At 42.9% G+C, this 22,157-nt stretch carries 20 protein-coding genes and 1 other RNA gene; 15 read left to right on the top strand and 6 right to left on the bottom strand.

Features of this window, described 5'->3' with window-relative positions; all coding sequences use genetic code 11:
- Positions 1–70 precede the first annotated feature (70 nt).
- Together hisS and aspS are read left to right on the top strand one after the other, a co-directional pair.
- The gene (hisS, locus tag UE46_RS09450) at positions 71–1,363 is read left to right on the top strand and encodes a histidine--tRNA ligase (protein WP_036061754.1); all 1,293 of its coding nucleotides are present in this window, start codon (positions 71–73) and stop codon (positions 1,361–1,363) included.
- The gene (gene aspS / locus UE46_RS09445; RefSeq protein ID WP_036061755.1) at positions 1,360–3,129 is read left to right on the top strand and encodes an aspartate--tRNA ligase; all 1,770 of its coding nucleotides are present in this window, start codon (positions 1,360–1,362) and stop codon (positions 3,127–3,129) included. The genes hisS and aspS overlap by 4 nt, the downstream gene beginning before the upstream one ends.
- Positions 3,130–3,552: 423 nt before the next feature.
- On the opposite strand, the gene UE46_RS09440 is transcribed toward aspS, so the two are convergent.
- From UE46_RS09440 to cymR, 4 genes are all read right to left on the bottom strand, one after another.
- The gene (locus UE46_RS09440; protein WP_036061756.1) at positions 3,553–3,930 is read right to left on the bottom strand and encodes a hypothetical protein; all 378 of its coding nucleotides are present in this window, start codon (positions 3,928–3,930) and stop codon (positions 3,553–3,555) included.
- Positions 3,931–4,081: 151 nt separating this feature from the next.
- Positions 4,082–4,450 (bottom strand): P-II family nitrogen regulator, encoded by a 369-nt coding sequence (locus UE46_RS09435; RefSeq protein WP_036061757.1) that lies wholly within the window; start codon positions 4,448–4,450, stop codon positions 4,082–4,084.
- 12 nt (positions 4,451–4,462) lie between these two features.
- A complete protein-coding gene (locus tag UE46_RS09430) occupies positions 4,463–5,668 on the bottom strand; it encodes an ammonium transporter (protein WP_036061759.1) in 1,206 nt (401 codons plus the stop codon).
- Positions 5,669–5,958: 290 nt separating this feature from the next.
- Positions 5,959–6,378: a cysteine metabolism transcriptional regulator CymR gene (gene cymR / locus UE46_RS09425; RefSeq protein ID WP_036061761.1), complete on the bottom strand. Its 420-nt coding sequence runs from the start codon at positions 6,376–6,378 to the stop codon at positions 5,959–5,961.
- A 261-nt stretch (positions 6,379–6,639) separates the two neighbouring features.
- Between cymR and UE46_RS09420 the strand changes: the two genes are divergently transcribed.
- The 11 genes from UE46_RS09420 to UE46_RS09375 all read left to right on the top strand — a co-directional run bounded on the left by UE46_RS09420 (position 6,640) and on the right by UE46_RS09375 (position 17,486).
- Positions 6,640–7,914 carry a replication-associated recombination protein A gene (locus UE46_RS09420; RefSeq protein WP_036061763.1) on the top strand — a complete coding sequence of 425 codons (1,275 nt, stop codon included), beginning with the start codon at positions 6,640–6,642 and terminating at the stop codon, positions 7,912–7,914.
- Positions 7,915–8,004: 90 nt separating this feature from the next.
- Positions 8,005–8,194: non-coding RNA, 6S RNA (ssrS, locus tag UE46_RS09415), on the top strand.
- A 453-nt stretch (positions 8,195–8,647) separates the two neighbouring features.
- Entirely contained in the window at positions 8,648–9,793 is a 1,146-nt protein-coding gene (locus tag UE46_RS09410; RefSeq protein ID WP_036061767.1) for a cysteine desulfurase family protein, read from the top strand.
- A 12-nt stretch (positions 9,794–9,805) separates the two neighbouring features.
- The gene (gene mnmA / locus UE46_RS09405) at positions 9,806–10,921 is read left to right on the top strand and encodes a tRNA 2-thiouridine(34) synthase MnmA (protein WP_118907571.1); all 1,116 of its coding nucleotides are present in this window, start codon (positions 9,806–9,808) and stop codon (positions 10,919–10,921) included.
- 83 nt (positions 10,922–11,004) lie between these two features.
- Positions 11,005–11,730, top strand: a complete 726-nt coding sequence (locus UE46_RS16310; protein WP_036061771.1) for an alpha/beta hydrolase — start codon at positions 11,005–11,007, stop codon at positions 11,728–11,730.
- 15 nt (positions 11,731–11,745) lie between these two features.
- Complete coding sequence (locus UE46_RS16305; RefSeq protein WP_036062029.1) at positions 11,746–12,414, top strand: tetratricopeptide repeat protein; 669 nt, start codon at positions 11,746–11,748, stop codon at positions 12,412–12,414.
- Positions 12,415–12,445: 31 nt separating this feature from the next.
- Positions 12,446–14,839 (top strand): SF1B family DNA helicase RecD2, encoded by a 2,394-nt coding sequence (gene recD2, locus UE46_RS09395; RefSeq protein ID WP_036061773.1) that lies wholly within the window; start codon positions 12,446–12,448, stop codon positions 14,837–14,839.
- 248 nt (positions 14,840–15,087) lie between these two features.
- Complete coding sequence (locus UE46_RS09390) at positions 15,088–15,438, top strand: DUF4180 domain-containing protein (RefSeq protein ID WP_036061774.1); 351 nt, start codon at positions 15,088–15,090, stop codon at positions 15,436–15,438.
- 191 nt (positions 15,439–15,629) lie between these two features.
- Positions 15,630–15,821 carry a hypothetical protein gene (locus UE46_RS09385; protein WP_118907570.1) on the top strand — a complete coding sequence of 64 codons (192 nt, stop codon included), beginning with the start codon at positions 15,630–15,632 and terminating at the stop codon, positions 15,819–15,821.
- Between the two features lie 30 nt (positions 15,822–15,851).
- On the top strand, positions 15,852–16,124 hold the full coding sequence (locus tag UE46_RS09380; RefSeq protein WP_036061777.1) for a hypothetical protein: 273 nt from the start codon (positions 15,852–15,854) through the stop codon (positions 16,122–16,124).
- 63 nt (positions 16,125–16,187) lie between these two features.
- Positions 16,188–17,486, top strand: a complete 1,299-nt coding sequence (locus UE46_RS09375) for a hypothetical protein (protein ID WP_118907569.1) — start codon at positions 16,188–16,190, stop codon at positions 17,484–17,486.
- A gap of 62 nt (positions 17,487–17,548) precedes the next feature.
- Here the strand turns inward: UE46_RS09375 and pieS are convergent, their stop codons facing one another.
- Together pieS and pieR are read right to left on the bottom strand one after the other, a co-directional pair.
- On the bottom strand, positions 17,549–18,994 hold the full coding sequence (gene pieS / locus UE46_RS09370; protein ID WP_051492997.1) for a two component system sensor histidine kinase PieS: 1,446 nt from the start codon (positions 18,992–18,994) through the stop codon (positions 17,549–17,551).
- Complete coding sequence (gene pieR, locus UE46_RS09365; protein ID WP_036061782.1) at positions 18,991–19,686, bottom strand: two component system response regulator PieR; 696 nt, start codon at positions 19,684–19,686, stop codon at positions 18,991–18,993. The genes pieS and pieR overlap by 4 nt, the downstream gene beginning before the upstream one ends.
- A 176-nt stretch (positions 19,687–19,862) precedes the next feature.
- On the opposite strand from pieR, the gene UE46_RS09360 reads away from it, so the two are divergent.
- Together UE46_RS09360 and UE46_RS09355 are read left to right on the top strand one after the other, a co-directional pair.
- Positions 19,863–21,374, top strand: a complete 1,512-nt coding sequence (locus UE46_RS09360) for an ABC transporter permease (protein ID WP_036061784.1) — start codon at positions 19,863–19,865, stop codon at positions 21,372–21,374.
- Between the two features lie 14 nt (positions 21,375–21,388).
- Positions 21,389–22,075 (top strand): ABC transporter ATP-binding protein, encoded by a 687-nt coding sequence (locus tag UE46_RS09355; RefSeq protein ID WP_036061786.1) that lies wholly within the window; start codon positions 21,389–21,391, stop codon positions 22,073–22,075.
- Positions 22,076–22,157: the final 82 nt, after the last annotated feature.

The following is a 22,157-nucleotide window of genomic DNA, read 5'->3' as shown; positions in this document are numbered from 1 at the left end:
TTCTTTGGTTTCCTAGAAACAGCCGCCAAAGTCAGCGATACTATCGTAATTATTAGGAGGGATATATAAGATGCAAATGAAATTGCCAAGAGGAACACGCGATATTTTACCGGGAGAAGTAGAAAAATGGCATTATGTCGAGCGGGTTTTCCAGTCGATTTGTGAGAGATTTCAATATGAGGAAATCCGGACGCCGATTTTTGAGCATACAGAATTATTCCAACGTGGTGTAGGGGATACGACGGACATCGTTTCAAAAGAGATGTATACCTTCGAAGATAAGAAAAATAGAAGTTTAACGCTTCGTCCGGAAGGCACCGCATCTGTTGTGCGCGCTTTCGTAGAACATAAATTATTCGGACAAGTGAACCAACCTGTAAAATTATACTATTCAGGCCCGATGTTCCGTTATGAACGTCCGCAAGGCGCGAGACAACGCCAATTTACGCAAATGGGGCTAGAGGCGCTTGGAAGTAATGATCCAGCGATTGACGCGGAAATCATTTCACTCGCGATGACATTTTATAAAGAATTAGGGTTGCAAAACATCGAACTTGTGGTCAATAGTTTAGGCGATAAAGAAAGTCGTTTGAAGCATAAAGAGGCCTTGGTAGCTCATTTCGAACCACAAATTGATGAGTTTTGCGCGGATTGTCAAGTACGCTTGCATAAGAATCCACTGCGAATTTTGGATTGTAAAGTTGATCATGCGCACCCGCTAATAGCAACGGCACCATCGATTTTGGACTTTTTAAATGAAGAATCTACGGCTTATTTTGTAAAAGTGAAGACGTATTTGGATGCGCTAGGTATCACGTATACGGTCGATCCGACGCTCGTTCGTGGTTTGGATTATTATAATCATACGACATTTGAAATTATGAGTACCGCAGAAGGTTTTGGTGCGAAATCCACACTTTGTGGTGGTGGACGTTATCACGGTTTAGTGCAAGAATTCGATGGTCCAGAAACACCTGGAATTGGGTTTGGACTGGGTGTAGAGCGCCTGTTTGCGGCACTTGATGCGGAAGGGATTGAGCTCCAAGTCGCGCGTGAGCTAGATTGTTACATCGTTACGGCGACAGAAAGCGCAGAAGTGAAAGCTGTCACACTTGTTAATGAGTTGCGCCTGAACGGTTTTAGCGCAGAGAAAGACTACATGGGTCGAAAAATGAAAGGCCAATTAAAAGATGCTGATCGCAAAAAATCGCGTTTTACGATGGTTTTGGGTGATACGGAACTTGAAAATGGCGTTTGTAAATTGAAAAATATGCAAACAGGCGAACAAACAGAAATAAAATTAGATAATGTAACGGCAGGGCTTAAAGCGGCTTATAAACAAATAGAGGGGGAAATTAAATGAAGAAAAGAACATTATATTGCGGAGACGTGACGGAGAAACAAATCGGTGAAAAAGTAACATTACACGGTTGGGTTCAAAAACGTCGTGATTTAGGAGGGCTTATTTTCATCGATTTGCGTGATCGTGAAGGAATTGTCCAAGTTGTTTTCAATCCAGATTTTTCTGCGGATGCACTTGCAATTGCCGAGTCAGTTCGTAATGAATTTGTTGTGACGGTGGTTGGAACTGTTGCAGCGAGAAGTGAAGGCGCAAAAAATGATAAATTAAAAACAGGGCATATCGAAATTTTGGCTGAGGAAATTGAAGTGTTGAATGCTTCAAAAACACCGCCGTTTTATATTGAAGATGGGGTCAATGTTTCGGATGAATTGCGCTTGAAATATCGCTATTTAGATTTGCGTCGTCCAGAGATGAACCAAATTTTCCAAATGCGTCATACGGCAACGAAGACGTTCCGCCAGAAGTTGGATCAGATGGGCTTTTTTGATATTGAAACGCCTTATTTGACGAAGAGTACGCCTGAGGGTGCGCGTGATTATTTGGTTCCGAGTCGTGTTTATCCTGGTAATTTCTATGCGTTGCCACAATCACCGCAAATTTTGAAACAGTTGTTGATGTCTGCTGGTTTCGATAAGTATTACCAAGTGGTGCGTTGTTTCCGCGATGAAGATTTGCGCGGAGATCGTCAGCCTGAGTTTACCCAAATCGATTTAGAGACGAGTTTCCTGACGAAAGAGGAGATTCAAGAAATTACAGAAGAAATGTTGGTTGCGGTTGTAGAAGCGACGAAGGGTATTAAAATTGAGAAACCATTCCCGCATATGACGTATGCAGAAGCGATGGATCGTTTTGGTAGCGATAAACCAGATGTACGTTTTGGTCTAGAGTTGAAAAACGTGGCGGAAGTAGTTGCGGATGTTGACTTTAAAGTGTTCACAAACGCGATCGAAAGTGGTGGGCAGGTAAAAGCAATCAATGCGAAAGCTGCTGCGGCGAACTATTCACGTAAAGACATTGATGGACTGGGCGAATTCGTCGGTAGATACGGCGCGAAAGGCCTTGCTTGGATGAAGGTAGAAGAGGACGGTTTTAAAGGGCCGATTGCTAAGTTCTTCACGCCAGAAAATCAAGCGGCTGTAGCCAAAGTTTTAGATGCTGAAGTTGGTGATTTACTATTATTCGTAGCGGATAAAGCAGAGGTTGTTGCGGCGTCTCTTGGAGCGTTACGTTCAAAATTAGGTCAAGATTTAGATTTGATCGACCAAAATGAATTGGCATTCCTGTGGGTGACTGATTGGCCGTTATTCGAATATGATGAAGAAGCTGGCCGTTTCGTGTCTGCCCATCATCCTTTCACGATGCCACAAGACGCTTCGTTGCTTGAAACAGCACCAGAAAAAGCGATGGCCGAAGCGTATGATATCGTCTTAAATGGTTATGAAATTGGTGGAGGATCACTCCGTATTTATAAAAAAGAAATGCAACAACAAATGTTCCGTGCGCTTGGATTTACGGATGAAGAAGCGACCGATCAATTTGGATTCTTGTTAGAAGCGTTAGAATTCGGAACACCGCCACATGGTGGAATCGCGCTTGGCTTGGACCGGATTATCATGATCCTTGCAGGTAGAACGAATTTACGCGATACGATTGCATTCCCTAAAACAGGAAGTGCAGCAGATCCGTTGACGAATGCTCCAAGTGAAGTGAGCGCAGCGCAATTGGCTGAGTTAGAACTTGCGGTTGAGGCGAAGAAAGCGGAATAAAGATGGTTGGAATTTTGAAAAAGGATTTTCCGCGTTAATTTGCGTGGGAAATCCTTTTTTGATATGGCAGAGAATTTGATGTACAAAAAAAGTAGGCGTCGCAACTCGGTGCTGCACCTGCTATTTGAAGAGTCTTGGATAAACTTGAGATAAAGCAAAAACGCCTCACCCGTTTTGGGGGTAAGACGAAAAGTTTTGTTTTACACAAATCGAGCGAAAGCGTTTGTATTCAGGGGATTTGGTGGAAGCCGGAAGCGGAGCATACTGGTGTATGTGATGACTGAAAACAGGGAGAGGGTAGTTTTCCTCGACCATGTAAGAAGTTAAGCGTAGCAGTATGCGTAGTAGAACCGGAAGTCCGCCAAATCCCCTGAATGCGAGCGCTTCTCGCCGATTTATCTGGGTTATGCCCCAGACCATTTTTTAATTTGCTGAGGATGTATCTATCATTGTGACCTCAACCTCGTTCGCTAGGATTCCTGTGTTGGCATCGTTTGACCAAAAGGGACCTTCTAATGTTTTCTTCTCTTTGTTACTGACTTTATTCTTGTCATAAAATCTGGCTTCTACAGTGTAGCGATTGCCGACTTTTACTGACTTCCATTGGGATTTGTCAAGGTCGAGCTTAATCTTTTTGCTACCTGCTCCTTCGATGTTTCCTGAAATGGAATTGTCATCATTTTTCTGAGTGACTAGAAAATTAAACGAAACATCTATTGGAGAAGCGGAGTTTTGCAGAAAGTAATAACCTCCTGCTAAAAAAACAATCGCGATAATTGTAAAAAAGGGGATCTTTCGCATCTTTGTCTATCTCTCCTTCATATATAAAACATCCATTTAGCTACTTTCTCATTATAAGCGCTGTTTTTCATTTCGGGAAGGGGAAAACGCGATTTCTCATTGTATTTTTAGAATTAGTCGCTTTTTATTTATCCGCATCTCATTTGAAAGGTTATTTTTCTTTCGGATGATCTTGTAACGCATCCACGCCACGCTCGCCGGTGCTGATTTTAATGACTTCTGCAACGGGATAAATGAAAACTTTGCCGTCGCCTGGTTCGCCGGTTCGCAATGTATTTTTAACGACTTCTAAAACAGCTTCCACAGGGACCGTGCTAACAACAATCTCGATTTTCATTCGTTCGTGAACGTTTGTTTCTTTCTTTTTGCCGCGATAAAGCTCAATCAAGCCCTTTTCAAGACCGGTGCCGAGTGCTTTTGTGACGGTTAAACCGCTGACGCCGATTTCTGCGAGCGCTTTTTGGAATTCGTAAAAACGATTTGGTCGAGTTATAATTTCGATTTTTGTTAAATTTGACAATAAAACCACCCCTTAATCATGATAGGCTTTTTCACCGTGAAGTGTTAAATCAAGCCCTTTGTACTCTTGTTCTTCGTCTACTCTGATAGGTATGAATATTTTGATAACATAGATAATGATGATAGTAGCGATGGCGACGAAAACGACGGTGGAACCAATGGCGATCAATTGTTTACCGAGCAATCCAGCGTTTCCATAAAATAAGCCGTCCGCGCCGAGTTTGTTAATTTTGGTAGTGGCAAAAAGTCCTGTGGCAATACCGCCCCAGATACCGCCGATACCGTGTAAGCCAAAAGCATCGAGTGCATCATCATATTTCAACTTGCCTTTCAACCAGAAGACGGCCCAGAAACAAATCGCGCCACCGAGAAAGCCAATCAATAGGGCGCTGCCAACCGTGACGAATCCAGCGGCGGGCGTGATGGAAACAAGTCCTGCAATTGCACCAGAAATTGTGCCGAGCATGGTAGGTTTTTTATTGATCAGCCATTCAACTGCGACCCAACCGATAATACCAGCTGCAGCGGCTGAATTGGTGTTCACGAAAGCCGCCATTGCAACGTTATCAATCGTTAGCGCGCTACCAACGTTGAATCCGTACCAACCGAACCAAACTAATATACCACCAATTAAAGCGAGTGGCAAATTATGTGGGGAGGAATTCTCTGCTTCTTTACGTCGACCGAGAACAATCGCGAGCACAAGTCCGGTAACCCCAGAACTAATATGAACGACATTTCCGCCAGCAAAATCAAGCGCGCCGAGTTCGCGTAACCAACCGCCGTTGCCCCAGACCCAGTGAGCAACAGGAGAATAAACGAGTAGCGACCATAAAATAATGAAAATTAAGTATGCTGCAAAATTCATCCGTTCTGCAAAAGCTCCAGAAATGATGGCGACTGTTAAAATCGCGAATGTCATTTGGAACATCATGAATAAAGTATGTGGAATCGCATCGGAGTATGTTGCGTTAGGATCGAAACCGACGCTGTGTAGGAAAGTCCAGTCAAAACTGCCGATAAAGGCATTTCCAGGCGCGAAGGCTAGCGAGTAACCAACGACAACCCAAAGAATAGAGATGATAGCCATGGAACTGAAACTATACATTGCGGTACTAAGCACGTTCTTGCTGCGAACCATCCCCCCATAAAATAAAGCAATCCCTGGTGTCATCAGCCAAACTAACAAGGTACAAAAGAACATAAATACTGCTTCCATGCGACACTCTCCTTTTTGTTAGATATTCTAACATTTGTTTTGTGTTTATGTGCTAATAATACTGCAAACTGAAAATAAAGCAAGCTATTTTAACTGAAAATTTAAATTTTGTTAGATAATCTTACAGGTAGCGCTTTCTTTCTATGTTTTTGGAGTTTTAATTCGAATTTTCTTTTTATTAGAAGTTAATTTTTTGTGAGGAAATAGGTGACATATGGATGTGAAATGCAAAAAAAGACGAAATGGAGGATGCTCACTTCAGTCGGTGAGAACGCTTCATTTCGCCTTTTTTAAATATAGAACATGTAGCCGTCAAGTAGTGGATCATCGCCATGGCTAGCTAAATCTTCTAATGTTGTACTATCCAACACTTCTTTCACTGCGTTCCGGATACGTAACCATAATTCACGTTGCGCGGCTTCTTCATCTTCAATGCTTTCAACAAGCACGATAGGGCCTTCTAATGTACGGATGATGTCGCCTGCTGTGATTTTGGCGGGTTCATCACCTAAGATATAACCGCCATGTGCGCCGCGGATACTTTTTACAATACCAGCATTACGCAGTGGGCCGATCAGTTGTTCTAAGTAATGTTCCGACAAGCCTTTTTTTTCAGCGATAGAACGTAGGGAAATAGGGCCTTGGCCAAAACATCGTGTTAATTCTAGTACAATGGTTAAACCATAACGGCCTTTCGTTGTAATTTTCATAATAACCTCCAAATAATGTTGCGATTTTCTGATACAATGAAGAAGATCGCTTTCGTACGATTAGTTATAAAATGGCTAATCGTGATATCAGCATAATTATAAAGCAATTTGCTGAAAGAAGCGAGTAAAAGATGCGCACTCCTTGATTGAATGAAATGTTGGAGGAGAATCAAGTTTTTAGTAACAGAACAAATGTTCTTGTGTTATAATAGAAATAGGCGTTTTGTTGAGTTGTGAAAATGAAAGTAGAGGAGTGGAGATATGGCTATTCAACCACTTGCTTATCGAATGAGGCCAAAGTCGCTTAATGATATCGTTGGGCAGACGCATCTTGTTGGTAAGGATAAAGTTATTTATCGGATGGTAAAGGCAAAACAGTTGTCTTCCATGATTTTATATGGACCGCCTGGCATTGGGAAAACATCGATTGCAAGCGCCATTGCAGGCAGTACGAAATATGCGTTTCGGATGTTGAATGCGGTAACAAATAATAAGAAGGATTTAGAAGTTGTGGCGGCGGAAGCGAAAATGAGCGGAACGGTTATCTTGCTTTTGGACGAGGTGCACCGTTTGGACAAGCCTAAACAAGATTTTTTGCTGCCTCATTTAGAGAGTGGCCAGATTATTTTGATTGGAGCAACGACGAGTAACCCATACATTGCGATTAACCCAGCGATCAGGAGTCGGACGCAAATTTTTGAATTAAAGCCGCTTTCGGTTGCAGATATTGAGACGACGATGGATCGGGCGCTTGCCGATTCGGAGCGTGGGCTTGGGACATATGATGTTGTGCTGGATCTGGATGCGAAAACCCATTTGGCAACAGCGAGTAACGGCGATGTCAGGAGTGCACTCAATGCGCTTGAGTTAGCGGTTATTTCCTCGGAGCCAGATGACGAGGGGGAAGTGCATGTGACGCTCGAAGTTGCTGAAGAGTGTCTCCAGCGAAAAAGCTTGGCGCATGACAAAGACGGGGATGCGCATTATGATGTTTTGAGTGCGTTTCAGAAGTCGGTTCGAGGTAGTGATGTGAATGCCGCGCTCCATTATATGGGAAGGCTTATTGAAGCTGGCGATTTAGTCAGTATCAGTCGGCGCATGCTCGTTATGGCGTATGAAGATGTTGGGCTGGCAAATCCACAAGCGGCGACACACACGTTATCAGCTGTTCAGACGGCGGAGAAAATCGGCTTTCCAGAAGCGCGTATTCCGTTAGCGAATGCCGTTATAGAGCTGTGCTTATCGCCAAAATCGAATTCTGCTATTATGGCGATTGATAGTGCTTTGGCAGACATTCGAGCCGGGAAAAGTGGCGAGGTTCCAGATCATTTGCGAGACGGGCATTATTCTGGTGCAAAAGAGCTTGGACGAGCGCTCGATTATAAATATCCACATAGTTACGAAAATGCTTGGGTGGATCAGCAGTACTTGCCTGATCGGCTGTTGAAAGCGAAATACTATGAACCAAAGTTGACGTCGAAGTATGAGCAAACGATTGCTGGTGTATATGAGAAGATTAATCAGAATAAAAAATAGAATGAGCGTACAAAAAAATACATTTTTAAGTATGATGGAGTGTTCCAAATTGAAATCTACAAATTTTTGTGGTATTCTTAGGTCAATAAAGAAACCCTAATGTATTCGTTATGGTACCTATATTATTGAACCGAACAATTTGATCTACCTAGGGAGCCCAAGTTCGGGCGCAGCGCACATGCCTTTTCACGAGGACTTGTAAACCGTCAGACAGAGCACCCACCTGCTGTTAATAGCGGGTTCAAACAATGGTATTAAAGACGGTACGATTGGGGTTTCTTTATTATTAAATTAAGATTCGAGCGCTTCATTTGTGAACGGGATTCTGACGTTTCGCGAATGGGGTGCTTTTTTGTTGTGGGTCTTACGAAGCGTCCTTTGCTGAGTTAGAGCCCCAATATGTATGCGAACGAAGTGAGCAGGTAATCCATCAAGTGGCTCTTCGACGCAAAGCTCGAAATAAAATCAAAACAAATATAAGCAACCGATGTTTATTCTGAACAACTGTAAAACACAGGTAAGTAAGCAATTTTAAGAAATCAATCATTATACATCATGCTTTTCACTTAATAAATAGAACTAATTTTACCCAAACTAAACTTTTATCAGATCCCAGGACTAAATGCATCTCCCTTTTTTGCTTTCGGTAGCGTTTCTTGCTAAAATAGGGTAGGTTATAAAAACAATTTTTAAAGGCTGATTCTTAGTTTTTAATATAGAAAGAAGCGATTTTATGGTAGAACGAGTATATTTAGATCATGCAGCGACTAGTCCGATTCATCCAGAGGTTGTGCAGGCGATGTTGGCTAGTTTTACAAATAATTATGGCAATCCTTCAAGTATTCATTATGCGGGGAGAGAGGCACGTAAGGCGCTTGATGAGGCGCGTGCGGTTGTCGCGGAAAGTATCGCAGCTGATGAACGAGAGATTGTGTTTACGAGTGGCGGTACGGAAGGTGATAATATTGCGGTCATTGGTGCGGCGCTTGCCAATCAGGAACGTGGCAATCATATTATTACGACGGCGATTGAGCATCCAGCAGTTTTAGAGGCATGTGTGTATTTGGAAACGCAAGGATTTAAGGTGACGTATTTACCGGTTGATCAAACAGGCGTCATTTCACTTGAGGATTTTGATGCCGCGTTAACGGACGAGACGATTTTGGTTTCGATTATGTTTGGAAATAATGAGATTGGCTCAGTGCAACCGATTCGCGCAATTGGCGAGCGTTTGACGGATCATGAGGCGTTATTCCATACAGATGCGGTGCAGGCTTTTGGCATGTTTGACATCGATGTTGCGGTGCTTGGTGTGGACTTGCTTACGGTGACGGCGCATAAGATTAATGGACCGCGAGGCATTGGCTTTTTATATGTGAAAAATGGGACGAATTTGGTGTATCCTTTTCACGGCGGAGAGCAGGAACGTAAGCGTCGTGCTGGTACAGAAAATTTGCCGGGGATTTGTGGTTTGGCGGAGGCAGTGCGAATTGCGCAGGAGTCGCGGAAACAGAAGCGATCGGACTTTCTGGAGTATAAGCATGTTTTAGTGGATACATTTACAGAAAGAGAGATTCGTTTTGAAGTAAATGGATCGCTTGAAAAAGGTTTGCCGCAAGTTTTGAATGTGCGTTTTCCAGGTGTTTCGGTGGAGCAGTTATTGATGAATTTAGATATGGAAGGAATCGCGGTTTCAAGTGGTTCGGCTTGTACGGCTGGAACGGTGGACCCATCGCATGTTTTAGTGGCTTTATATGGCGAGGACCATGCGGGTGTGCGCGAATCGATTCGAATTAGTTTTGGCCTTGGTAATTCTTACGAGGAGATAGAAAGTGCGGCAAGCGAGATTGTAAAAGTGGTACAACGACTTTGTAAGTGAAGGTGAGGAGTAATTAAAATGGATAATAGTAAGACACGGGTAGTTGTTGGTATGTCTGGCGGCGTGGACTCGTCGGTAACGGCTTATTTGCTAAAAGAACAAGGCTACGATGTTATCGGAATCTTTATGAAAAACTGGGATGATACGGATGAATTTGGTATGTGCACGGCGACGGAGGATTACGAGGATGTTATTCGTGTCGCGAATCAAATTGGGATTCCGTATTATGCCGTTAATTTTGAAAAGGAATATTGGGACAAAGTGTTTACGTATTTCTTGGATGAATATAAATTGGGTCGGACGCCGAATCCAGATGTGATGTGCAATAAGGAAATTAAGTTTAAAGCGTTTTTGGAGCATGCGGAGAGTCTGGGTGCTGATTTTGTGGCAACGGGACATTATGCACGTGTTGAAACGATCGATAATGAAGTGAAAATGTTACGTGGTGTGGATAATAACAAGGATCAAACGTACTTTTTGAACCAATTATCGCAAGCGCAAATTTCGAAGGTAATGTTCCCGCTTGGTGGAATGGAAAAACCGGAAGTGCGTCGGATTGCGGAAGAAGCTGGGTTGGTGACGGCGGGCAAGAAAGACAGCACAGGAATTTGTTTTATCGGAGAACGCAATTTCAAGCAATTTTTGAGTGAGTATTTACCGGCACAACCAGGTGAAATGAAGACGCTGGACGGCAAAGTAATGGGTAAGCATGATGGCTTGATGTATCATACGATTGGGCAACGTCATGGCTTGGGCATTGGTGGCGACGGAGAGCCTTGGTTTGTTGTTGGGAAGGATCTTGCGAATAATGTCTTGTTCGTGGAGCAAGGATTCCATCATGATAGCCTTTATTCCGATTCGCTTGTGGCAACGGATATGAGCTTTGTATCGGATCGCCCGATGGAAGCAGTTTTCCATTGTACGGCAAAATTCCGTTATCGCCAAGAAGATGTTGGTGTGACGGTGCATTTGTTGGATGGAAATAAGGCAAATGTGGTTTTTGATGCGCCGGCTCGTGCGGTAACGCCAGGCCAAGCGCTCGTGCTTTATGATGGGGATGTTTGCTTAGGCGGCGGAACGATCGATGAAATTTACAAGCAAGATGCGCAATTGCAATATGTAGGATAAATAGTTAGAAAAGGGTTCGGGGCGTGATGTACGTCATGTTTTCCTGAACTCTTTTTTCGATAAAAGTTGAAAAGAGGATTTAGATGAAAAAGACGCTATGGATTGTGTTAGCCGTGCTGATTTTGATTGTTGGTGGCAGTTATTTTTATTTTAATACATCACCGAGCCCGTTTGCTGAAGCGGCTGGAGATTCGACGAAAAAAGTGGATGTCGTGGATGATAGTGGTTTTCTGATGTTCACGCCTTTAAATCAAGAGGTGAAAGAAAGTGTGATTTTTTATCCGGGTGCTTTTATTGATTCTTTGAGCTATGCACCGATGGCAAAAGGGCTTGCTGATGCTGGTTACAAGGTATATATTGCAGATATGCCGCTCGGTTTGGCTGTTTTCGGACAGAATAAGGCGGCGGATATTATGGATAGCAACACCGATGAACATTTCGTAATAGGTGGTCATTCGCTTGGTGGCGCGATGGCAGCTCGGTTTGCTCATAATAATATGGGTGAATTAGACGGTATTTTCTTTTTAGCGAGTTATGCAGATGAGAAAGGAACGCTTGCAGAAGCTCCGTTTCCAGCGTTATCGATCACTGCGACGAAAGATGGCGTGCTAAATTGGGATACATATGAAAAAGACAAAAAGTACCTGCCTGAGGACACGACTTTTGTATCAATCAAGGGTGGAAATCATGCACAATTTGGCGCTTACGGGAAGCAAAATGGTGATAATGATGCCACGATTAGCGTGGAAGAGCAGACAAAACAGACAGTGGCAGCGCTAAAAACCTGGCTTGCTGTTGCGGTAAAATAGGAGGAAAAAAACATGATGGATAAAAATGCACAAGGTATTGAAGCGATGCAAAAAAATGATTTAGAGACGGCGGTACGTCTTTTTACGGAGGTCATTGAAGAACATCCGAATGATCCGGTTGGCTTTATTAATTTCGGAAATGTGTTGCTTTCAATGGATGATTTTGAGCGGGCGGAGCGCTTTTTCGAGCGGGGAATTGAGCTTGATAGCAAGGCTTCAGCGGCGTATTATAGTTTAGGAAATTTGTATTATGTGTTGGAACGTTACCAGGATGCCGCGCAGCAATTCGAACAGGCGATTGCGAATGGGCTTGATTCAGCGGACGTTTATTTCATGATTGGGATGAGTTTTGCGCAAATGGATGAGAACTTGCTCGCGATTCCATACTTGCTTCGTTCGGTGGAATTGGCGCCGGATGACGTGGAGGCGGCGTTCCAGTATGGGATTGCACTCGCGAAATCGGACATGTTTGAAGAGGCGATTGGAGCGCTTGAACGGGTGCTTGTATTGAAGCCTGATGATGCAGATGCGTTTTACAATATTGGCGCGGCGTATTTGGCTTGGCAAGGCGATTTGGTGATCGGGAAAACGTATTTTGAAAAGGCTGTGGCAAGTGATGAAAATCATGAATTGGCGGCGAATGCGCTTGCGGCGATTCAAGATTTAGAAGCGAGCGGGGAATAAAAAACGGCATAAAAGACGAGGAGGTGGGGAAATGGACACGCAAGAAACGTTGGGACTGCTCGGTGAGAACGAGGAATTATACATGAAGGGAACCGTGATGTCGACGATTTTTCACAATAGTGAGAACTTGTTTTCTGTGGTGCGGATTCAGGTGCAGGATACGAATACGACGTGGGACGAGAAGGATATCGTTGTGACGGGTTTTTTTCCTGCCCTTCATGAGCAAGAGGTATACATATTTCACGGGAAATTGATGGATCATGCCAAGTTTGGACAACAGTTTAAAGCGGATCGGTTCAAAAAAGAGATGCCGCAGACGAAGCAGGGTTTGGTGCAGTATTTATCTGGGGAACTTTTTAAAGGAATCGGGAAAAAGACGGCGGAACGTGTGGTCGATACGCTGGGTGAGGATGCGATTAGTCGGATTTTGTCTGATCCGTCGCTACTTCAAGAGGTGCCGCGATTGCCGCTTGCGACGGCGGAAAGTTTGCTGGAATCGCTGCGTGAGAATCAAGGTTTGGAACATATTATGGTGAGTTTGAATGAGTATGGATTTGGTCCGCAGCTCTCGATGAAAATTTTCCAGGCGTATAAGCAGGATACGCTGAATGTGCTTGAGAATAATCCGTATAAGTTGATTGAGGACGTGAAGGGGATTGGGTTTAACCGCGCGGATGAGTTGGGGCGTAAGCTTGGACTTGGTGGGAATCATTATTCGCGGTTGCAGGCGGCGATTTTGTACATGTTGGAGCAGGAGTCGTTGCAACAGGGGAATGTATTTATGGAGCGGGAAGTGTTGTTGGAGACGGTGACGCAGCTGCTTGAGAATAGTGAGCCAATTCGGATTGAGCAGGAGCAGTTGACGAAGCAGTTGTTGGCGCTTGAGGAAGATCAGAAGGTGATGACGGAGAACACGCGGGTGTATGTGCCATCGCTTTATTTCGCGGAGGCTGGATTTGCGGCGCATGTGAAACGGATGATGCGACAAAAGGAATACGAGGAACTATTTCCAAAATCGGAGTTTTATATCGCGCTTGGTGAATTGGAGGATCGGATTGGTGTTTCTTATGGGGAAACGCAGAAGGTGGCGCTTGAGCAGGCGTTGATGTCGCCGATGCTGATTCTGACTGGTGGACCTGGTACGGGGAAAACAACGGTTATTAAGGGAATCGTGGAACTTTACGCGGAATTGAATGGTGTAAATTTGGACCCGATGTCGTATAAGGACGGGCAGAAATTGCCGATTTTGCTGGCGGCTCCGACGGGACGTGCAGCGAAACGGATGACGGAATCAACGGGATTGCCTGCGATGACGATTCACCGCTTGTTGGGAATGAACGGGCAGGAGCAGTTGGACGATGATAATGAGCGTTCGATTGAAGGGAAATTGTTGATTATTGATGAAATGTCGATGGTCGATATTTGGCTTGCAAATCAGTTATTCCGAGCTTTGCCAGCGCATATGCAAGTGATTTTAGTGGGAGATCAGGATCAGTTGCCGTCTGTTGGACCAGGGCAAGTTTTGAAGGATATGTTGCGGTCGAACGAGATTCCGACGGTGGAGTTGACGGATATTTACCGGCAGGAGGATGGGTCGTCGATTATTGAGCTGGCGCATGATATTCGGCAAGGATTTTTACCAGCGACGTTCACGAAAAATAGCACGGATCGATCGTTTTTCCATTGTACGGTGAACCAAATTGCGGAAGTCGTGGAGAAGGTTGTGGAAAACGCGAAGAAAAAAGGCTTTCGCGCGAAGGATATCCAAGTTTTGGCGCCGATGTACCGTGGACCTGCGGGAATTGATATTTTAAATCGCAAAATGCAGGAGATTTTCAATGCGAATCCGGATGGTAAGCGTAAAGAAGTGAAGTTTGGCGATATCGTTTTTCGGATTGGGGATCGGGTGTTGCAGCTTGTGAATCAGCCAGAGAAGAACGTTTTTAATGGTGATTTTGGCGAGATTGTCTCGATTATTTATGCGAAGGAAAACACGGAGAAGCAGGATATGGTCGTGGTGCAGTTTGATCAGACGGAGGTCGAGTATTTTCGGCAGGAGTTTGGCCAGTTGACGCACGCGTATTGTTGTTCGATTCATAAGGCGCAGGGCAGCGAGTTTCCGATTGTGATTATGCCGGTGGTGCGGAGTTACTACCGGATGTTGCGGCGCGATATTTTGTATACAGCGGTGACTCGAAGCAAGCAGTTTCTGATTATTTGCGGGGAAGAGGACGCGTTTCGGATGGGCGTCGAGCGGATCGATGAGGAGAAGCGGAATACGACGCTGTATGAACGGTTGCTGAGTGATGAAGATATGCTTGCGACGGTGAGTAATCGGAAGTTGTTGACGGAGGAAAATTGGATGACGATTAATCCGATGATTGGGATGGATGACATCACGCCGTATCAGTTTATGCGGGGATAGTTGGATATGCGGAGTAAATCGGTGGCAAGCGTTCGCATTCCGCAAGTTTAGCGGACTTCCGGTTCTTCTACGCTACGCTTCGCATAACTTCTCACATGGTCGGAGAAACTACTCCCTCCCTGTTTTCAGTCATCATGTACAGTCGTACACTCCGCTTCCGGCTTCCACCAAACTTGCGGAATACAAACGCTTTCGCTCGATTTGTGTGAAGCTAAGATTACGTCTTACCTGTTGGAAGGGGCATGAAAATGGAGATTCAGAAATTGGAAAGTGATGGCATTGCTCGGGTTAAGAGTGGTGAGGTTATAATAAAAGATACGGCGTCGATGTTAGACTTTGTGATGAGTGTGCAATACGAAACGACGTATTATAAAATTATCATTGACAAAGTCGCTATTTTAGAGGCGTTTTTCGATCTCAAAACAGGATTGCTAGGCGATGCTTTTCAAAAATTGGTGACATATCAGCTGAAAATGGCGATAATTGGTGATTTTTCGATGTATAGTGAGAATTTTAAGGATTATATATATGAGAGCAATAAGGGGAGTCATGTTTATTTTGTTGCTACCGAGGAAGAAGCGGTTGATAAATTGAGATGAGAAATAATGAAATTACGTCTTGCCTGGAAAAAAGGGTGAGGCGTTTTTTTATGGAGAAAATTTTGGTTTATCACATTAAAATATGTCTAAAAGTTCATAATTTAACCTTGAAATTAATATTATGACCTCCCAAAATGTACAAAGTGTAGTTATTTATCATGTAAAATTGTATGTGGAAGAAGGTTTTTAATATGAGGATTAATAATAAATCGCAAACATATCAAGAAATAAGATTATGGATTTGGGCAGTTGCTATCGTTTTTTTTGTTATTTACTTTTTAATCACTCATGCAAAACCATTACTTATTCCAATAGGATTTGGAATAGTTTTGTGGTCTAGAGATATGTTTTTTTATTGGAAAAGAAAAAAACATAAAGTTTGATATTAAATTGTAGACAGGAGCAATATTGAAATGAAAAAGGGTTTGATATTTACTATTATTTTCATGTTAGGATGTGCCTTATTTCCCGCAACAGAATCATCTGCACAAGAGAATGATTTAATCAATTATTTAGGATTAGAAAACATAAATGTTGAAAATTCTTTAGAAAAACCGGAAGGGCAATTTGCAAAATCAAGAAATCTTCTTCGTTCGGGATTGACAAATTCTATAATGACGAAACCCTATGTGAAATCAGGAGATATAACAGGGAAAGAGGATTTGGGTTATTTAGATATCTATTAGGCTAAAGCTGAAGGAGCTATTTCTTACAAGATTGGTATTTTTAACGGCTTTGAATATGATTTTGTGGATGTAGGAGACACGACTAGATGGAACTCGAATGGAAAAGGAATCTGGCCAACAAAAGAAGAAGTTTCAAATGGAAGATATAAACTCCATATAGATGGCAGTGGTGGGGATATTCAAAAAGATTCTTCTCTAGTTTATAAAAACGCCTACAATGCTACAAAAAAATACGATTATAGCACAAGGATTGCTCATTTTGTCAGAGTGATTGCTGTTTATCCACAAGGAGAGAGTCAGCCATCTGATATTGTTATGAATCTATTTAGTTTTCCAAAAATTAATGTGGGTGTTATATCTCAAGAAAATGAAGATAATAGAAATGGTTATTTAAGTTTTAGCTGGGATGATGTAGAATCAGCGGTAGGATATAAGGTTTGGATTTTTGATGGCAAATATTATGTTCCTTTCGATGTTGGAACAGCTACCTTGTGGGATACAGATGAAAAGGGAATTTGGCCAACAAAAGAGGAGTTAGAACGAAATATTAATAAGCTTCATACTGATTATAATGGAGGCGAGCTCTCCAGTGAGCCCTCAAGGCTGTATAAGTTAAATAGCATTGATTTTTCTTCAAATGATTTCTACCATACGAAGGTAACAGCATATGACAAATATGGTGCTACGATTGCTTATTTTCAAGTACCACCTATAAACTTAGGGGAAAATATAAATGCTGATGTAGGAGCCATAGATAATATACAAGGGAGTAATAATAGATTAGAGACAGAAAATTTTTCTATCTCGTACGAAGGAAATAATTCTTACAATGTAGAGGACAAAGTAAATAAAGAAAATATAGAAATTCAATTTACAAATGATGAACAAACCGAAGGAACTTGGACTGAAAGTGATGGTACTACATTAGCAATTGAAAAAGATTCAGAAGGTAGTATTTTTTTAGCTGGAGAAATGGTTTTGGACTCGCAATTTGATCCTAATCAGGCTACTTTAGATGAAAAGCTCACAAATGACTCGAATACAGAAGCTTTTACACCGCTACTTAAAGCGAATGTCAAGTACATTTATAGGACTACAACATATTTTGATATGAATTCAGTTCGCACGTATCGTGGCTTGCTTATTGGTGCTTGCGGATTTATTCCAGGTATAGGGTTCGTTTCGTGGGCAATAGGTGGTGCATATTCATTGTATGCGCTAAATTCTCCAAACTTATATGGAAAGCAACATATCTATAGTAGTCCAGACTATCGTTACTATAGATATAATATTTATATCTATAAGGACAAGAAAAGAACAAAACTAGTCAAGCAAACTACTAAATATATGAAATACTGGTAATATATAATTTTAATAGGCTGATTGAGAATGTAGCTATATTCTCAATCAGCCTATTTGCTTTTTTATTTGTCTCCGTCATTATCCACAAAAAACGGTAATTTAATCGTAAATGTCGTCCCTTCACCTGCCACGCTATGCACACTAACCTCACCATCATGATAGCTAATCAACTGCTTCACAATCGACAGCCCAATACCGGATTCACCAAACTTTGTGCTCGTCCGCGACATGTCGGCTTTATAGAAGCGATCCCAAATCTGCTCGACTTCGGATTCATTCATGCCAATTCCTGTGTCGCTAATTTCGAAAATCGTTTCTTTATATTCCTGCCTCGCCGAGAGGGTAATCGTGCCGTTCTCTGTAAACTGGATACTGTTTTTCACGATATTAATGAAAACTTGCATCAATCGATCGTAGTCTGCAAAAATTTGGACGGAATCTCGAGTGTCCACAATAATCTGGTCGCCTCTATTTTCAGCAGTCAATTGTAGCTGATCCTTGATAATATCCAAAAATTCATTCGCGGCGAAGGTCGTCTTATGCAGCTGAATCTGATTCGAACGAATGCGCTCATAATCGAGATTCTCATTCACAAGCCGTGCCAAGCGCCGTGCCTCTGTATCAATCAATGCAATACAGCGATCCGTCTCACTTTTTGGAATAATATCGTTGACTAAACCTTCCGTCAAACCGCTAATCGTCGTGAGTGGCGTCCGCATTTCATGGGAAACATCGGCGATAAACTGACGGCGACGCTTTTCTTGGCGCTCAATCTCAACGGCTGATTCTTCCAAAGTCTGCGTCATTTTATTAAAATCACCGGCCAGCGCGCCAATCTCATCCATCGAACTTTCCTTCAAACGCACGCTATAATTGCCCTTAATAACTTCTTTCGTCGCTGAACTTAGCTTGCGGAAGCGGTTTACCTGTAGTTTTGCGATAATCGCGCTCAAAATCAGAGCAATCGTAATCGAAATGAGAATCGTATAGAAAACGTACCAATTAATTTTCCCGATGACTTTCTCGGTGCCGCTAATCGGCGATGTAAGCATGATTCCACCGGCAAATTCGCCGTCCTTCTCAATCGGAATACTCACGCGCGTCAACTGATCGCTGAATCGTGTATCCATCAACGTCGAAACGGTCTTGCCTTCTTGCAATTCCTTCCATTCATCGGTTTTCAAATGGAAATCAGGTGGAAGTGGGCGATTGGACTGCGGATAAACAATCGCAGCGGTATCATCGAAAATCACATAATGGATGTTTTTCACGCCTAAAATTTGCTGATACGTCTGCAAAATCGGACTTCCAGTTTCCCGGTCCGACATGTTCTGCACATCCTTCGCAATTTCTTCCCCATACGCCGTCAAATCCGAAACTTGTGTCTCGTACAAATAATCCTTCATAAAATGCGAAATCAGCAGGCCAATCATCAAACAAGCGATAAACAAAATAATAAATTGTGTCAAAAAAAGCTGGTAAAAGTATTTAAATTTCATACGTATCATTCCGTTTCATCGAATTTGTAGCCGACGCCCCATATGGTATGAAGAAAAGGGTGCTCCTCGGTCGCGATTTTTTGTCGCAGTCGTTTAATGTGTACGTCCACCGTACGCTCATCTCCATAAAATTGGTAACCCCAAACCTGTTCTAACAATTGCTCCCGCGAGAAAACTTGGCGTGGATGCTGCATCAAAAAGTACAACAAATCAAATTCCTTCGGCGTCAAAGCCTCGAGTAATTGCCCTTCAAAATACATTTCCCGCGTCTTTTTACTAATTTTGAAATACTTCGTTTCTAAAATGTCGTCGTCCGCAGGTTTTGCCGTCGCGTCCACAGCTTGACCTTTACGACGCGTCACAGCTTTAATCCGTGCCATCAACGTCAGCGGGCTAAACGGTTTGGTAACATAATCATCCGCACCAATCTCAAGACCCAACACCTGATCTGACTCCGATTCCTTCGCCGTCAAAATAATAATCGGCACATCGCTCGTCTCGCGAATTTTATGACAAATCGTCATGCCATCCATCCCCGGCAACATTAAATCGATAATCACGATATCCCAGTCTTCCTTGCCAAATGTCTCAAAACCTTCCAAACCATCATGCACAAACGTGGCGTCTATCTTTTCCTTCATAAAAAACATCTCGATCATCGTACAAACACTGACGTTATCTTCTATCATTAATAGTTTCATCATTTTTGCCTCTCTCTCATTAAAGCTCTCCCTTAAAATTAGACTATATTCGCCATGAAATCAAGCTAAATAATGTTTTTCGCAAAAGTTTAAAATACCGCTCATAGTTTGTTCATATTTTTTTCACACCTTACGTCTAATCTATAGAAAGAGCAAGACGAAATGGAGGAAACGATATGAATTTTATCAAACGAGCATTACTCAGCATGAAAGCACGAAAAGGAAGAACAATCCTGCAATTATTTATTTTTACAATCGTATGCGTACTTATTCTTTCCGGATTCACGATTCAATCCGCGGCAAATAAAGCAAGCGAACTAGCACGTCAAGAACTTGGTGGGGACGTGACCTTAAGCGTTGACCGCGAGAAACAGATGGAGGCTCAGCAAAAAGAATCAACATCGAGTGATAGTACTACCAGCAGCAAACCAAAAATGTTCGAATCTACACCAGTATCCGTGGCAGCGGCGAAGAAATTAGCCGCACTTGACCACGTAGCAGGTTACAATCTTTATTCCAACACCCAAGCCCTGGCGTCCGGATTTGACCCGATCGCATCATCAAGCGACACATCTCAATCCGACGATTCCAGCACATCTTCAACAACCGAACAGCAACAAGGCCCAGGCGGCGATAGCAACGACTCAAACCGTCCGCAAATGGTTCAAGCTGACCTAAGCGTTTCTGGCGTACTTGATTCCGCGACAGCAACAACATTTAAAGCAGGCACCGATAAACTCGTATCTGGGAAAGCCATCACAGCAAGCGACGTCGGCAAAAACGTTGTTATGATCGAAAAAACTTTAGCAGAAGCCAATGACCTTAAAGTCGGGGACAAAATTAAAATCCAGTCGAGCGACGAAAAAACAACAGTAGAGCTAACAATTAAAGGAATTTACAAAACAACTGATTCAGGAAGTGACGCAGCCGCTAACTTCTCATTCTTAAATCCTTATAACACAATTTATGTACCATATACAGTTGCCAACACAATCAAAGGCAGCGATGCAAAAGACACGGTTGATTCCGCGATTTATTTCATGGATGACGCAGCCAACATCACTGCTTTTGAAAAAGAAGCTAAAAAAGTAAGCGCGGTGGATTGGGATACATTCAAATTAGATGCCAATGATGCGACGTACCAACAAATGATCGGACCTATTAACAACGTAGCTTCGTTCTCGAAAAACGTTGTCTATATCGTGACCATTGCTGGAGCACTCATCTTGGCATTACTCGTGATGATGCAAATTCGCGAACGCAAATACGAAATGGGCGTGTTACTCGCCATCGGGGAAAAACGCTCCAAACTTATCGGCCAGTTCCTCGTTGAAATTTTAGTGGTGGCGGTACTATCATTCGGAATTGCCGCGGTAAGTAGCCATTATGTCGCGCAAGTTGTCGGCAATCAGCTGTTGACACAACAAAACGAAACAGCATCCGAATCGACATCTACCACAACGAACCAACGTGGCCCAGGCGGAAATGGCGGCGGACCAGGTCAAGGATTCGGTTCATCGCTAACATCAAACACAGCAGAAATCAAATCACTAGACATCCAAGTCAGCCTTGAAGACATGCTGAAAATGGGCGGTATCGGCGTTGGCATAGCCTTCATCTCCGTATTACTCCCATCCATCCTAATATTACGCATGAATCCGAAAACAATCTTAACAAAACAAGAATAGGAGCGTGACCCTTTATGACAAAAATTCTCGAATTCTCAGATGTAAGCTATTCGTACCACCAAAATGATAATCCAATTCTCGATAAAATAAACTACACCTTCGCGACAGGCGTTTTCTATACGGTAGTAGGCAGCTCGGGATCAGGGAAAACGACTTTCCTGTCCCTCGCTGGTGGGCTAGATTCCCAAAAAGACGGCGATATTTTCTATAAAGGCTTATCCTTGAAAAAAATCGGCCTCAATAAATATCGAAATCAATACGTCTCCATCGTGTTTCAAAGTTATAACTTACTAACCTACATGACAGCATTACAAAACGTGACAACCGCAATGGAAATCACGCATGTCGATCAAAAAGATAAGCGCCAATTCGCACTCGACATGCTTGCCAAAGTCGGCATCGATGAAAAAATGGCACGCCAAAAAGTCCTCACTTTAAGCGGAGGACAACAGCAACGTGTATCGATTGCCCGCGCCTTATGCTGCGAAACCGACCTAATCGTTGCGGATGAACCAACAGGAAATCTTGACGAACGAACGAGTAAAGAAGTCGTGTCCCTATTCCAAGACCTGGCGCACAAAGAAGGGAAGTGCGTTATCATGGTAACGCATGATCCTGAAATCGCGAAAGTTTCCGATGTGAAAATTACGATGAAGAACGGGAAGTTTGATGTGAAAGAACAAGTAGTAGCAAGCATATAAAATAATAGAGAAACTAGTCCTAGCAAGCGATATAGGGCTAGTTTTTTCATGTTCTATAAAATATGTCGAACCAGTGACGATT

The sequence above is a fragment of the Listeria weihenstephanensis genome (assembly GCF_003534205.1).
In the GTDB taxonomy this organism is placed as follows: Bacteria; Bacillota; Bacilli; order Lactobacillales; family Listeriaceae; genus Listeria_A; species Listeria_A weihenstephanensis.
Note: the sequence above shows the minus strand (reverse complement) of the source record. Positions and strands in the feature narration are given on the sequence as shown.